The sequence below is a fragment of the Aquaspirillum sp. LM1 genome (assembly GCF_002002905.1).
GTDB lineage: Bacteria > Pseudomonadota > Gammaproteobacteria > Burkholderiales > Aquaspirillaceae > Rivihabitans.
Genome location: NZ_CP019509.1, coordinates 2,401,017 through 2,414,379, shown reverse-complemented (window position 1 = coordinate 2,414,379; position 13,363 = coordinate 2,401,017). Strand labels below are relative to the sequence as shown.

Below are 13,363 nucleotides of genomic sequence, written 5' to 3'. Positions count from 1 at the left end.
AATATCTTGTTCTCGATTCCTCGATAGCTCAGTCGGTAGAGCGACGGACTGTTAATCCGCAGGTCCCTGGTTCGAGCCCAGGTCGAGGAGCCAGCATTAAGAAAAAACGCCAACACAGCTGTGTTGGCGTTTTTTTTGTGTCTTTTTCCTGCTAACCTAAGTAAAACTACGATAGCTTTGGCCTGTATAGGCCGTTTAGGCGTCGCTCTGTGTCGCGTTTCATGCTATTGTCTTTAGGACGTTATCGTTTCCAATCAAACCCACCCTATATGTGGCTAAGTATGCCTCGTTCCTTATTACGTTTTTTGGGTCTGCTGACCTCCTTGCTTCTTTTTCCTGCCCTGCTGGCCTGTGGTCAGCAGAACCCGGTATTTATTGGCTACTGGCGCTGTGCCACGCTGGAGTTGCAGCTCAGTGGCAATGGACACTATCAATGGGAGGACGAACAAGGTCGGGTGTGGAAAGGTACTTACCAGATTGCTCGCGAAGACCGCGCCTTCCGGATTCATCACACCCCGAATCAGTGGCCAGCCCAAGCGGGTACATACATCCCGAGTGCCTACCCGGTAGATGGATTTTATCTGAGCTCAACGGCGCAATCTTCTGGTCAAGACAAGTTGGTTTGCCAGCGCAAGCATACTCGAGGTACCGGGCGTTTGCGGGTGTGGCTGGATGAGATAAGCTAGGTCAATGACCAGAGCGCGCTTTCGCGGCAAGGTCGGATGAAAAAACAAGGGAGGCTGCAAGGTTAAGATGAGGTATCCGGACCCCTAGGGAGAGTCGCCAGGGGGAATCGGGCTATCTGGCTAGCGCGCACGCAAAAAGGGCTTGCATCGCTGCAAGCCCTTTAATGCTTGGGGTGGATAATGGGACTCGAACCCACGACAGCCGGAATCACAATCCGGGACTCTACCAACTGAGCTATATCCACCACATAAACTGATCTGACTTACTCGACTGACTGTTTCAGCGTAAATTCAGATAAAAATCCTGCTTGTCCGCACTGGCGCGCCCGACAGGAATCGAACCTGTAACCGCCGGCTTAGAAGGCCGATGCTCTATCCGGTTGAGCTACGGGCGCTCAACGGTCGGTCGCAGCTTCAAATGGTCGGGGTGGTGGGATTCGAACTCACGACCCCCTGATCCCAAATCAGGTGCGCTAACCAGGCTGCGCTACACCCCGAACAAGAGAACGTAACTATACGCAGCCTCTGGCTACCTGTCAACACCCTGGTGTAAAAAACCTCAGGGTAGGCGCTTTATCTGCTGCCGACCCACGACACGCCGAGATAGGGTTGAGCCGCGCCACCCAACAATGCGAAAATCCTGTTTTTGCATACGAACATTTTGGGAAAGAATCCACATCATGGCAGCTCAGCTGATTGACGGCAAAACCATTTCCGAAGCCCTGCTTACTCGCGTCAAAGCCGGTGTGGATGCCCGGCTGGCGGCTGGTCGGCGCGCGCCCGCGCTGGCCGTGGTACTGGTGGGCAATAATCCGGCCTCGGAAATCTATGTGCGCAACAAAAAGCGCTCGTGCGAAAAAGTCGGCATCCGTTCGGTGGCGTTTGACCTGCCGGCCAGCACCACTCAGGCTGAACTGCTGGCCATTGTTGACCAGGTCAACGCCGACCCGGAAATCGATGGCATTCTGGTGCAATTGCCGCTGCCGGCGCATATCGACGCCGATGCGGTGATTGAGCGCATCGACCCGAAAAAAGACGTGGACGGCTTTCACCCCTATAACATCGGCCGCCTGGCGCTGAAAATGCCGCTGCTGCGCCCGTGTACCCCGCGCGGGGTGATGACCATGCTGGAAATGTCCGGCATCGACCCCAAGGGCAAGCACGCGGTGATCATTGGTGCTTCCAATATCGTGGGCCGGCCAATGGCGCTGGAGCTGTTGCTGGCGCGTGCTACCGTCACCGTCTGCCACAGCGCCACCGCTGACCTGGCCGCCGAAGTGCGCCGCGCTGATATTGTGGTGGCCGCGGTGGGCAAGCCGGGCTTTGTGCCGGGCGACTGGATCAAGGAAGGGGCCGTGGTGGTGGACGTGGGCATCAACCGTCTGCCGGATGGCAAGGTGGTGGGCGATGTGGACTTTGCCGCCGCCAGCGAGCGCGCCAGCTGGATCACCCCAGTGCCGGGCGGCGTGGGCCTGATGACGGTGGCCACCCTGCTGCAAAACACCCTGGACTCGGCCAATCTGCACGCCTGAGCCGTTTTTTGACCGATTGCTGACGAAAAACCTAAATCATGTCCGAGCGCAACTCCGCAACCCTGTTGATCAGTTGTCCTGACCGCAAGGGGCTGGTGGCCACTATCGCCAACTTCCTGATGGCCTACAACGCCAACATCCTGCACGCCGACCAGCATCAGGATTCCAGCGAAAACCTGTTCCTGATGCGTGTCGAATGGGATCTGAGCAGCTTTACCCTGCCAATGGAAAGCTTTGCCGCCGCGTTTCAGCCCATCGCTGACGAAAACCAGATGACCTGGCGCGTTACCTTGTCCAGCAAGAAGCCGCGCATGGCGCTGTTTGTCTCCAAATACGAACACTGCCTGGTAGACCTGATGCACCGCTGGCGCATTGGCGAGCTCAACTGCGACATCGCCCTGGTGATTTCCAACCACGAAGACTGCCGCCGCCTGGTGGAATTCAACGGCATTCCCTTCCATGTCGTGCCAGTCACCCGCGACAACAAGGCCGAAATGGAAGCGCTGCAATGGCAGCTACTGGAAGACGCTCAGGTGGATTTCATTGTGCTGGCGCGCTATATGCAAGTGCTGTCACCGGCATTTGTCGAGCGCTTCCCCAATCAGGTGATCAATATCCACCATTCCTTCCTGCCGGCATTTGACGGTGCCAAGCCGTATCACCGTGCATTTGCCCGGGGTGTGAAGCTGATTGGTGCCACCAGCCACTATGTCACCGCCGTACTCGACGATGGTCCGATCATCGAGCAGGAAGTCACCCGGATTTCTCACCGTGATGATGTTGAAGACCTGGTGCAAAAAGGCCGCGACCTGGAAAAAGTGGTGTTGTCGCGCGCGGTGCGCTGGCATATCGAAAACCGCATTCTGGCCTATGCCAACAAAACCGTGATTTTCGACTGAGAGGGCCGCCGCGCGCGCCTTTCGTCCGGGGGGACACGCCTGCTTTCAGGCTGTTCATCCGGGCCGGATCTCGTGTTTTTATGCATGGGCCAAGCGTATGAATGCCGTCATGCCGCGTCTTCAAGCCTTCAAATACGCATTCATGCCCAACGGCGAAGCGCCGCGCCACATGCGCCGCTTCGCCGGGTTGTACCACTTCGTGTTCAACCCGGCTCTGGTGTTCACCCTCCCCTTCCCGCGCAAAATCAACATCCGCCTGTGCAGAAATGACTGACTGGGCTTTAGCACTGCCCTGCCGGGTCATTTTGTCCCCGCGCCAGCCAAAATGACCCGGCAAACCGTAGTCTCTCCTGAGGTGCCCAAGCCAAACCCATGATATTGAAAGGGTTTTAAGGTGGCATGGCTTCTGCTTATGGGCGTCCCGCTTCGGAAGGACGCCCCCCTGGCTGCACCGGCGGCCAGAACGTCCTTCCTGATCCCCAACGGCGCGTGAGCATGGGTCCGCACCGTGGGCAAAAACCAGGAGGAGATGTATGGATAACCATCACACCGCTGTCGCTGGCGTCTCAGTCAGCCGACGGCAGTTTTTCAAGATTTCCGCTGCAGGCATGGGCGCATCCAGCCTGGCGGTGATGGGCATGGCCCCGGCCACCGCGCAGGCCGAGGTGCGCCAGTACAAGCTGAGCCGCGCCACCGAAGTGCGCAATACCTGTACCTATTGCTCGGTGGGCTGTGGCCTGTTGATGTACAGCCTGGGCGACGGCGCGAAAAACGCCAAGGCCGAAATCATCCACATCGAAGGCGATCCGGACCACCCGGTCAGCCGTGGCTCGCTGTGCCCCAAGGGTGCCGGCCTGCTGGACTTTGTGCATAGCCCTGGCCGACTGAAATACCCGGAAGTGCGCGAAGCCGGCAGCAACCAATGGAAGCGCATCAGCTGGCACGAGGCCATCGAGCGAGTGGCCAAGCACATCAAGGCCGACCGCGATGCCAACCTGCTGGAAAAAAATGATGCCGGCGTGCCGGTCAACCGCTGGCTGACCACCGGCATGCTCACCGCCTCTGCCGCCTCTAACGAAACCGGCATCCTCACGCAAAAAGTGATGCGCGCGCTGGGCATTGTCGCCACCGACGCGCAAGCGCGGGTGTGCCACGGCCCGACCGTGGCGGCGCTGGCGGCCAGCTATGGCCGTGGCGGCATGACCAATAGCTGGGTGGACATCAAGAACGCCGATTTCATCCTGGTGATGGGCGGCAACGCCGCCGAAGCGCACCCGGTGGGCTTCAAGTGGGCGATTGAGGCGAAAAAACAGCGCGGTGCCAAGCTGATCGTGGTCGATCCGCGCTTTAACCGCACCGCCGCCGTGGCCGACCAATACGTGCCGATCCGCGCTGGCTCGGATATTGTCTTCCTGGGCGGCATCATCAATTGGCTGGTCAACAACGACAAAATCCACTGGGATTACGTCAAGGCCTACACCAACGCCAGCCTGATCGTCAAAGAAGGCTACAGCTTTGACGAAGGGCTGTTCTCCGGCTTTGACGCCGAGAAAAGCAAGTACGACCGCAGCAGCTGGAACTACGAGCTGGACGAGCAGGGCATGGCCAAGACCGACCCGACCCTGGCCCATCCGCGCTGCGTGTGGAACCTGATGAAAGCGCACTTCTCGCGCTACACCCCGGAACTGGTCACCAGCCTGACCGGCAGCCCGAAAGAAGGCTTCCTGGCGGTGTGTCAGCATCTGGGCGAAACCGCCCAGCCCAACAAAGTGGGCACCATTCTGTACGCACTGGGCTGGACCCAGCACACCGTTGGCTCGCAAAACATCCGCACCATGGCGATGATCCAGCTCTTGCTGGGCAATATTGGCATGCCGGGCGGCGGCGTCAACGCACTGCGCGGCCACTCCAATATCCAGGGCTTGTCCGACCTGGGCCTGCTGTCCACCGCGCTGCCGGGCTACCTGACCCTGCCCAATGAAACCCAGCACCCGACCCTGGCCGACTATCTGGAAAAAACCACGCCCAAGGCGGTGCGCCCGGATCAGCTGAACTACTGGTCGAACACCCCCAAATTCTTGGTCAGCCTGATGAAATGGTTCTGGGGCGACAAAGCCACCGCCGAGAACAACTGGGGCTACGACTGGCTGCCCAAGTGGGACAAGCTCTACGACGTGCTGCACATGGTCGAGCTGATGCACCAGGGCAAGATGAACGGCTTTATTGTCCAGGGCTTTAACCCGCTGGCGTCGTTCCCGGATGTCAACAAGGTACGCGAGGCATTTTCCAAGCTGAAGTATATGGTCATCATCGACCCGATCGGCACCGAGACGTCCACCTTCTGGCAAAACCACGGCGAATCCAACCCAACCGACCCGAGCAAGATCCAGACCGAAGTTTTCCGCCTGCCGTCCACCTGCTTTGCCGAAGAAGACGGCTCCATCGTCAATTCCAGCCGCTGGCTGCAATGGCACTGGAAGGGCGCGGACGCGCCGGGTGAAGCCAAGGCCGACACGGAAATCCTGGGCGAGCTGTTCACCACCCTGCGCGAGCTGTACAAAAAAGATGGCGGCAAGGGGGCCGAGCCAATCCTCAATCTGGCTTGGCCGTACCGCGACCCGAAAAATCCGCTGCCGGAAGAGCTGGCCAAGGAAATGAATGGCCGCGCACTGACCGACCTGTTCGACCCGAAAGACCCGACCAAGCAACTGGCCAAAAAAGGTGAGCAACTGCCCGGCTTTGCCCTGCTGCGCGACGACGGCAGCACCATGAGCGCCTGCTGGATTTTCTCTGGCTGCTGGACGCAAGCCGGCAACCAGATGGCACGGCGCGACAATACCGATGCCGGCTGCGGCAACACCCCGGCCTGGGCGTGGGCGTGGCCGGCCAACCGGCGGATTTTGTACAACCGCGCCTCGTGTGACCCCGCTGGCAAGCCGTGGGACCCCAAGCGCAAGCTGATCAGCTGGAACGGCGAAAAATGGGTGGGTGCCGACGTGCCCGACTTCAAGATCGACGCCGCGCCGGATTCCGGCATGAACCCGTTCATCATGAACCACGAAGGCGTGGGCCGGCTGTTTGCCGTGGACAAGCTGGTGGATGGCCCCTTCCCCGAGCACTACGAGCCGATGGAAAGCCCGATTGGCGCCAACCCGCTGCACCCCAAGGTGAGCACCAGCCCGGCAGTGCGCATCTTCAAGGGCGACCGCGCGCGCCTGGGCACGGCCAAGGACTTCCCGTATGTGGGCACCACCTACCGGCTGACCGAGCATTTCCAGTTCTGGACCAAGTCGGTGAAGCTCAGCGCCATTGCCCAGCCAGAACAGTTTGTTGAAATCAGCGAACAACTGGCCAAGGAAAAAGGCATCGGCCAGGGCGACTGGGTCAAGGTGAGCTCCAAGCGCGGCTTTATCAAGGCCAAGGCGGTGGTGACCAAGCGGGTGAAGCCGCTGACGGTGAACAACCAGACCGTGCATCAGATCGGCATTCCGCTGCACTGGGGCTGGGAAGGCGTGGCGAAAAAGGGCTTTCTGACCAATGTCCTGCCGCCGTTCGTGGGTGACTGCAATACGCAAACGCCTGAATATAAATCGTTCCTGGTGAACATCGAAAAGGCATGAGGCGCGCATAACCATGGCTCTGCAATCTCTTGATATCCTGCGTCGCTCGGCCACCCCGACCGCCACCCCGCAAGCGCGGACCCCGGTGGAAGTGGCCAAGCTGATTGACGTGTCCACCTGCATCGGCTGCAAGGCCTGCCAGGTGGCCTGTTCCGAATGGAACGACCTGCGTGAGGAAGTGGGTTCCTGCGTCGGCGTGTACGACAACCCGACCGATCTGTCCGCCCAGGCGTGGACGGTGATGCGCTTTGCCGAAACCGAAGCCAACGGCAAGCTGGAATGGCTGATCCGCAAGGACGGCTGCATGCACTGCGCCGACCCCGGCTGCCTGAAAGCCTGTCCCTCGCCGGGTGCCATCATTCAGTACAAGAATGGCATTGTCGATTTTCACCAGGAAAACTGCATTGGCTGCGGCTACTGCGTGTCTGGCTGCCCGTTCAACGTGCCGCGCCTGAGCCCGGCGGACAACAAGGCCTACAAGTGCAGCCTGTGCTCCGACCGCGTGGCGGTGGGCCAAGAGCCGGCCTGCGTGAAAACCTGCCCGACCGGGGCGATTCAGTTTGGCAGCAAAGAGGACATGAAAGAAGTCGCCTCTGTGCGCATCGCCGACCTGAAAAACCGGGGCTACCAGCACGCCGGCCTGTACGATCCGGAAGGCGTGGGCGGCACCCATGTGATGTACGTGCTGCATCACGCTGACCAGCCCGAGCTGTACAGCAACCTGCCCAAGGACCCGGCCATCAGCACCACGGTCAGCCTGTGGAAAGGCCTGCTCAAGCCGCTGGCCACCCTGGGCATTGCCGCCGCCGGGCTGTTTGGCTTCTTCCACTACATCACCGTCGGCCCGAACCGTCCGGATGACGAAGACCACGAGGAGAACCGCAAGTGAAAGAACAACTGATCCAACGTTACTCGGCCCCGGAGCGCATCAATCACTGGGTGGTTGCCGTATGCTTTGTGCTGCTGGCCATTTCTGGCCTGGCGTTCTTTTACCCGGCATTCTTCTGGCTGACCGGCGTATTTGGCACACCGCAGCTGGCGCGCATTGTCCACCCGTTTGTTGGCGTGGTGATGTTTCTGGCCTTTGCCCGACAGTTTTTCCGCTACTGGCATCACAACCTGATCACATCTGAAGACGTCAAGTGGATGAAGTCGGTCAAAGAGGTGATGAAGGGCAACGAAGTGGGCGACATCGGCAAGTACAACGGCGGGCAAAAAGGCATGTTCTGGCTGATGTGCGCGTGCATGGCGGTGCTGCTGATTTCCGGCTTTATCATCTGGCGGCCCTACTTTGCCCCGTCGTTTCCGATTCCGCTGATTCGGCTGGCCCTGCTGGCGCACGCCAGCTCGGCGGTGGCGCTGATTGCCGGCATCATCATCCATGTGTACGCCGCACTGTGGGTGAAGGGCACCATCCGTGCCATGGTGGAGGGCGTGGTGACCCATGCCTGGGCAAAAAAACACCATCCGCGCTGGTATCGTGACATGACCGGCAAGAAGTCCTGATCCCTCACCCCGCCCGGTCTGGCCTTGGCCCGATCGGGCGGGCAGGAGCCCAACATGCAACGTGAACACCTTGCCTCTGCACTCACCCCCCCGAAACAGGCCTGCCATGTGCCGGTCTGGCGGGTGTGCGCCGATGGCTGGCAACGCAGCACCGTTGACGTGCTGGTGGAAGAAACCCCGGTGGCCCTGGTGTACAACGGCATCTCCCACGCGGTGATGCTGGCCACCCCCACCGAACTGGACGACCTGGCGCTGGGCTTCAGCCTCAGCGAAGGCATTCTGGACGACCTATCCCAGCTTTATGGGCTGGACATTGAACACAGCGCTGACGGGATCAGCATCATGATGGAGATTGCCAGCCGTCAGTTTCATTCCCTGAAAAACCGCCGTCGGGCGTTGGCAGGCCGCACCGGCTGCGGCCTGTGCGGGGTAGATAGCCTGGATGGCGTAGCCCGCTGCCAGACGCCAGTGAGCCGGGGGGCTGCCTTGTCCGCCTCGCGGATATTTGCTGCGGTCAAGGCGCTGGAGCGCCATCAGCCGCTGCGCCAGACCACCGGTGCCGCCCATGCCGCCGCCTGGGTAGACGCCGATGGGGTCATCCACCAGGTGCGCGAAGACGTGGGCCGCCACAATGCGCTGGACAAGCTGATTGGTGCCCGCGCCCGTCTGGGCGCAGACAACCGCGAGGGCTTTGCCCTGGTGTCCAGCCGGGCCAGCTACGAAATGGTGCAAAAAACCGCGCTGGCCGGCATGGGCGCGCTGGTGGCCCTGTCTGCCCCCACGGCGCTGGCCGTGCGCCTGGCCGAAAGCAGCGGCCTGACCCTGGTGGGTTTTGCCCGTCAGCACAGCCTGGTGGTGTATGCCGGTGCCAGCCATGTGCTGGCCGACATGCCGCTGGCGCGGGAGGGCGACAGCGCAGACACGTTGCGCTAAGTGTCCAACCTGACTATGTTGCCCATTCCTCACACCGGCCACCGTGCCCAACCTCGCCCACCTGGGCGACGGTCAGCACACTTGCCGCCGGATGCCTTGCTTACCTGATTATCGAGTCCTCATGTCCATCGACCTGCTTAACCCCACCGACCCGGAAACCACCCTGCCTCCCGATGCTGGCCTGTTTCGCAGCCGCGCGGCCCGTTTTGAACAACTGGCGGTCAATCACCCACTGGGGCCGTGGCTGGCGTTTCTGGGTCAGCTCAGCCTGGCCCAGGAGCAGCTCAACGTACCGCTTGCCCCCGTGCCCGGCCACGGTGCACCGTGCTGGCCGGCCCAGGCCGACACTCTGCCCGCCGACTGGATGACCGCGCTGCATGCACTGGGTGCCTGGGTGGCCGACCACGCCCCCGACCCGGTGCGCGCCGCCATTGTCCAGCTGGCCAGTGCCACCCCAGCCGAACTGACTGCACTGGCCGCCCGCGTGCTGGCGGATGCGCAAGGCCATGGCGAACAGCCCACCGGCCAGGACGCCGCCGCCCGCCTGCTGGTGGCCGCCACCCTGCAAGCCTGCTGGACCCGCTGGGCCCACCAGGTGCCGGCACCGCTGCCCGCCGGCGGCAGTCACTGTCCCTGTTGCGGTAGCGCGCCGGTGGCCAGTGTGATCCAGGTGGGGGCCAAGTTGGGCAAGCTGCGCTATCTGCACTGTTCGCTGTGCAACACCCGCTGGTACGCGGTGCGTGCTCGCTGCACCGCCTGTGATTCTGATGGCAAGGTTCACTACCAGCAACTGGAAGGCGGCCCCACTGGGGTGCATGCCGAAACCTGCGATGCCTGCCGCAGCTATCTGAAAATCCTGTTCCTGGAGCAAGACCCGGCGCTGGACCCGGTGGCCGACGATCTGGCCAGCCTGGCACTGGACGTGGCGCTGGGCCAGGCCGACCACCCGCGCAACGGGCCCAATCTGTTTTTGCTGGGGACGGACGAGGCGTAATACAGGAGAGCAAGGCGTGATGGTGGCGGTGCGGCGGCGAGCGCGTCCGCCGTTCTGGTCCGTTCTGGTCTGGTATTGCGCGAAGGAATGGCACGCATGATGCGGCTGCGCGCCTCCTGGCATTAAGGAAACGCTGAAAAAATCGTCATTCCCGCGAAGGCGGGAATCCAGGGTGTTGATTTTGCTGGGTTTTGCTTTTGGTGGAAATGATTTTTCTGAATCAATCAGCGCCGGCTTAACGAAATTCGATTTTCAGGCTTGGATCCGTTTCAACATCCTCAATGATTTCGTTATATCGCTGCACCACATCCTGCACCGCCATCCGACGCCCTTCTGCGAGAAACCCACCCAGTTCATACAAATTCAGTGCGACAAACTGTTCAATCTCGAAAAGATCAATCCGTTCAGCCAAACCTGCCGCGTCGGCAAACACCTCTGCAGCAGTCAAGCCCCGCGTCGTCGTGACAATCATCGGTCGATACCCTTGATCCAGATTGTCCTGACAGCGTGCAATTACCCCGGCTCCTGGTGCCGTCGTGACATGGATGGCCACGTCTCCCAGTAAAAAATCCCCTGCGCGTCCCGACTGAGCATCAGACGTGGAAAAACTGTGATGCGTCAACGGGCCGGATGTTGTGCTGGCGGAAAGTGCACAATCCAATTTTGCACCAACCAAATGCTGAAGTACTGCTCCTGCGTACTGCATGCCGGGCGAGGCTTTCTGTCGTTCCTCCGCTTGGGTCAACACGTCGCGCACCATCATGCGCAGGCTGCGAGAAGTATCCAGTCGGATTTTGAAGGGTTTGGCGGCAAAGAATGCGCGCACCTTATCCATCCAGAACGATTCGATGAGATTAATATCAAGGGCACACCCGCTAGATGCATCAGCCAGTGCATTCAAAAACTCAACATAAGCGCGCATATTGCCAATGCTGCCACGGCTTGTGCGTCCACCTTCGGCAGCCAGCACACGCTCAATGCCATGACGAGCCAACACGGCCTGCACTTGAGTCTTACCAAGCCCCAGTACTTGACCGCCACCTTCGGTTAACAGGGTTGTGGCATCCAATGGTAGCCCACATTGGCGAGCGTGTTGGGTGACCACGAGAGCAACGCACAATGCACCTTTTCCTGAAAAGTGATGCTTTTGGTAAAACGATGCCAAGGCAGTTTGAATATCCCTTGCACACATCATGCAGCCTTTCTATTTGCGGCTACCGGGCACAGAATTGGCTCAAGAATAGACTGCGCCAGAAAGCGCACCACCGGCGTGGCCACGCCATCACCTGCCAGATGGTAGGCGTCATTGTAATTGGCTGGCAGACGGTAGCTATCCGGCAATCCCATCAAGCGCGCGGCTTCACGCGCGGACAGCAGGCGGGATCGAATCTGCTCGCCTTCCACCACCATGATGGCTTGTCGGCTGGAGCCGCCGCCCGGAGTGCGCAAGCACCCTGCCACATCGTCAAAGCGGATTTCGGCACGCTGTACTTTTTGTTGATGCGGGCCTTCGGTGCGGGTGCGTCGATACACGGTCCCCACCATACGCCGCCCGCTACGCTGGGCCGCTTCCACTTTGGCCTGGTTGCGTGGGCTCATCATGGCCAGCAGCTTGTGCGTTTCTGCTGCCGAGTGCCATGCCACGCTGCTTGGCGCGTCTTCAATCACATCGGCAAACACAGACGTTCTGGGGGCGGGTATTGGCAAACGCCACCACATCCAGTGCTCACGCAATGCTGGCGACAGTCTGGCGTGGGCGTCGATCAATGCTGGCGGGTGCCATTCCGCCTCCGGCCCATCCGCCAGCAAATACGCGGCAACAGGGTGGTGATGCAAGACGCCAATAATGAATAAACGGGGGCGAGATTGTGGCAAAAAATGTACGGCATTGATCACTACGGCACCAAAGCGATAGCCGGCCTCGGCCAAAGCGCCGGCCAAGGCGACAAAATCACGCCCCTGATGCGAACTGAGCGCGCCGCAGACATTTTCCAGCACCACCAGCGCAGGTGCCCGCCCAACCTCACCCAGGCTACGCACCAAGCGCCAGAACGCCCAGAATGCACTTGAGCGTGAACCATTCAGACCGGCACCCGCGCCAGCCAGCGATAAATCCTGACAGGGAAACGATGCCCAGGCCAAGTCGGCCTTGCCCGGTAGATCAGCCACGCGCAAGGCCGCAACATCGCCCACGCGCAGATCGGCATCGCCCCAGTTGGCGGCATAGCTGGCGGCTTTTTTGGGGTCAAAATCATTGGCCAATAAACATTCCCAGCCCGCGCCCAAGCCCGCGCGCGCCATGCCGCCGCCAGCAAAAAACTCATAAAAACTCAACATGACCTGCTCTTTGAAATGATGCAAGATTCTGCAAGGATCACCGCTATCCTGCCATCAGGCCGATGCTCGCAATGGACAATTCAGTGATTCTGACATCCTCTCTTCCCAGAAGAAAGGGGATTCCTACGGCGCTACGCGGTAAGGAGAGCAAGGCGTGAGGGGGGCGGTGCGCTGCGCGTTTCCGCTGTTCTGGCGTGGTGTTGTGCATTGGTCGGGCGAATCCGTGGCGCATCATCATGTGCAGGTGGCGAGATACCGGGGGCACACGGCAAACCGGCCCCCCTGCACCAGGATGCTGAATCCATGGGCAGGAGGGCCTGTTTGCTTCCGGTGGCCTCCCCTGCGCATGCCGTGTCAGGGGGCGGTCGTCACTCAGTGGCCAGCGTGTTGCATGGCGGGCATGGCACCCACTTTGTCTACCTTGACGTCCACTTTCACTTCACCCGCTTTTTCAAAGCGCAGGGTCAGCGGCACGCTGTCACCTTCTTTCAACGGCTGCTTCAGCTTGATCAGCATGACATGCAGGCCACCGGGCTGCAGCTTGACCGTGCTGCCGGCTTCTACCGGAATATCATTCACTTGGCGCATTTTCATCACGCCGTTTTCGTTCAGGTGGGTGTGCAGCTCGGTAATGCCGGCAGCCTCGGTGCTGGCCGATACCAGTCGGTCAGCTTGTTTACCGGTGTTGGTCAGCGTCATGTAGGCGGCGCCATTCTGGATGGTGCCAGGGGTGGCCCGTGCCCAGGGGTGGACGATTTTCAGCTCGCCCACCGTGTAATCGTGGGCATTGGCAGTCGCACAGACGGCCAGCAGGGCCAGGGCAAACAGGCGTTTCATGGTCAGGCTCCAGAAAAAA

The 13,363-nt window shown here is 60.4% G+C and carries 12 protein-coding genes and 4 tRNA genes; 10 read left to right on the top strand and 6 right to left on the bottom strand.

Translation table 11 applies throughout. The features are described from left to right. Positions 1-17: 17 nt before the first annotated feature. Positions 18-93: transfer RNA gene (locus tag BXU06_RS10370), tRNA-Asn, on the top strand. A 188-nt stretch (positions 94-281) separates the two neighbouring features. Then, complete coding sequence (locus BXU06_RS17425) at positions 282-686, top strand: hypothetical protein (protein WP_150125172.1); 405 nt, start codon at positions 282-284, stop codon at positions 684-686. Positions 687-855: 169 nt separating this feature from the next. Here the strand turns inward: BXU06_RS17425 and BXU06_RS10360 are convergent. The 3 genes from BXU06_RS10360 to BXU06_RS10350 all read right to left on the bottom strand — a co-directional run bounded on the left by BXU06_RS10360 (position 856) and on the right by BXU06_RS10350 (position 1,183). Continuing rightward, positions 856-931: transfer RNA gene (locus BXU06_RS10360), tRNA-His, on the bottom strand. A gap of 73 nt (positions 932-1,004) precedes the next feature. Further along, positions 1,005-1,081, bottom strand: a tRNA-Arg gene (locus tag BXU06_RS10355). Positions 1,082-1,105: 24 nt separating this feature from the next. Further along, a tRNA-Pro gene (locus BXU06_RS10350) sits at positions 1,106-1,183 on the bottom strand. Positions 1,184-1,366: 183 nt separating this feature from the next. On the opposite strand from BXU06_RS10350, the gene folD reads away from it, so the two are divergent. From folD to fdhE, 8 genes are all read left to right on the top strand, one after another. Continuing rightward, positions 1,367-2,218, top strand: a complete 852-nt coding sequence (gene folD, locus BXU06_RS10345; protein WP_077299276.1) for a bifunctional methylenetetrahydrofolate dehydrogenase/methenyltetrahydrofolate cyclohydrolase FolD — start codon at positions 1,367-1,369, stop codon at positions 2,216-2,218. A gap of 38 nt (positions 2,219-2,256) precedes the next feature. Beyond that, positions 2,257-3,117, top strand: coding sequence for a formyltetrahydrofolate deformylase (purU, locus tag BXU06_RS10340; RefSeq protein WP_077299274.1), 861 nt, complete (start codon positions 2,257-2,259; stop codon positions 3,115-3,117). Positions 3,118-3,226: 109 nt separating this feature from the next. Further along, a complete protein-coding gene (locus tag BXU06_RS10335; protein WP_171982188.1) occupies positions 3,227-3,391 on the top strand; it encodes a helix-turn-helix domain-containing protein in 165 nt (54 codons plus the stop codon). A gap of 259 nt (positions 3,392-3,650) precedes the next feature. After that, positions 3,651-6,737: a formate dehydrogenase-N subunit alpha gene (gene fdnG / locus BXU06_RS10330; protein ID WP_077299270.1), complete on the top strand. Its 3,087-nt coding sequence runs from the start codon at positions 3,651-3,653 to the stop codon at positions 6,735-6,737. 13 nt (positions 6,738-6,750) lie between these two features. Next, the gene (gene fdxH / locus BXU06_RS10325) at positions 6,751-7,626 is read left to right on the top strand and encodes a formate dehydrogenase subunit beta (RefSeq protein WP_077299268.1); all 876 of its coding nucleotides are present in this window, start codon (positions 6,751-6,753) and stop codon (positions 7,624-7,626) included. Next, positions 7,623-8,243 (top strand): formate dehydrogenase subunit gamma, encoded by a 621-nt coding sequence (locus tag BXU06_RS10320; RefSeq protein ID WP_077299266.1) that lies wholly within the window; start codon positions 7,623-7,625, stop codon positions 8,241-8,243. Before fdxH ends, BXU06_RS10320 begins: the two co-directional genes overlap by 4 nt. Before the next feature lie 54 nt (positions 8,244-8,297). Further along, on the top strand, positions 8,298-9,176 hold the full coding sequence (fdhD, locus tag BXU06_RS10315) for a formate dehydrogenase accessory sulfurtransferase FdhD (RefSeq protein WP_077299264.1): 879 nt from the start codon (positions 8,298-8,300) through the stop codon (positions 9,174-9,176). 121 nt (positions 9,177-9,297) lie between these two features. After that, positions 9,298-10,170: a formate dehydrogenase accessory protein FdhE gene (gene fdhE / locus BXU06_RS10310; protein ID WP_171982187.1), complete on the top strand. Its 873-nt coding sequence runs from the start codon at positions 9,298-9,300 to the stop codon at positions 10,168-10,170. A 235-nt stretch (positions 10,171-10,405) separates the two neighbouring features. Here fdhE and BXU06_RS10305 read toward each other — a convergent pair whose 3' ends face one another. The 3 genes from BXU06_RS10305 to BXU06_RS10295 all read right to left on the bottom strand — a co-directional run bounded on the left by BXU06_RS10305 (position 10,406) and on the right by BXU06_RS10295 (position 13,344). Continuing rightward, on the bottom strand, positions 10,406-11,365 hold the full coding sequence (locus BXU06_RS10305; protein ID WP_077299260.1) for a DUF4928 family protein: 960 nt from the start codon (positions 11,363-11,365) through the stop codon (positions 10,406-10,408). Further along, positions 11,362-12,507: a DNA cytosine methyltransferase gene (locus BXU06_RS10300; RefSeq protein ID WP_077302810.1), complete on the bottom strand. Its 1,146-nt coding sequence runs from the start codon at positions 12,505-12,507 to the stop codon at positions 11,362-11,364. The genes BXU06_RS10305 and BXU06_RS10300 overlap by 4 nt, the downstream gene beginning before the upstream one ends. A 372-nt stretch (positions 12,508-12,879) precedes the next feature. Then, complete coding sequence (locus BXU06_RS10295; protein ID WP_077299258.1) at positions 12,880-13,344, bottom strand: copper chaperone PCu(A)C; 465 nt, start codon at positions 13,342-13,344, stop codon at positions 12,880-12,882. Between the last annotated feature and the right edge of the window lie 19 nt (positions 13,345-13,363).

Bases quoted from the DNA above. Each gene is read 5' to 3' on its own strand.
- BXU06_RS17425 (WP_150125172.1), top strand. From the start codon at position 282: ATGCCTCGTTCCTTATTACGTTTTTTGGGTCTGCTGACCTCCTTGCTT.
- folD (WP_077299276.1), top strand. From the start codon at position 1,367: ATGGCAGCTCAGCTGATTGACGGCAAAACCATTTCCGAAGCCCTGCTT.
- purU (WP_077299274.1), top strand. From the start codon at position 2,257: ATGTCCGAGCGCAACTCCGCAACCCTGTTGATCAGTTGTCCTGACCGC.
- BXU06_RS10335 (WP_171982188.1), top strand. From the start codon at position 3,227: ATGCCGCGTCTTCAAGCCTTCAAATACGCATTCATGCCCAACGGCGAA.
- fdnG (WP_077299270.1), top strand. From the start codon at position 3,651: ATGGATAACCATCACACCGCTGTCGCTGGCGTCTCAGTCAGCCGACGG.
- fdxH (WP_077299268.1), top strand. From the start codon at position 6,751: ATGGCTCTGCAATCTCTTGATATCCTGCGTCGCTCGGCCACCCCGACC.
- fdhD (WP_077299264.1), top strand. From the start codon at position 8,298: ATGCAACGTGAACACCTTGCCTCTGCACTCACCCCCCCGAAACAGGCC.
- fdhE (WP_171982187.1), top strand. From the start codon at position 9,298: ATGTCCATCGACCTGCTTAACCCCACCGACCCGGAAACCACCCTGCCT.
- BXU06_RS10305 (WP_077299260.1), bottom strand. From the start codon at position 11,365: ATGATGTGTGCAAGGGATATTCAAACTGCCTTGGCATCGTTTTACCAA.
- BXU06_RS10300 (WP_077302810.1), bottom strand. From the start codon at position 12,507: ATGTTGAGTTTTTATGAGTTTTTTGCTGGCGGCGGCATGGCGCGCGCG.
- BXU06_RS10295 (WP_077299258.1), bottom strand. From the start codon at position 13,344: ATGAAACGCCTGTTTGCCCTGGCCCTGCTGGCCGTCTGTGCGACTGCC.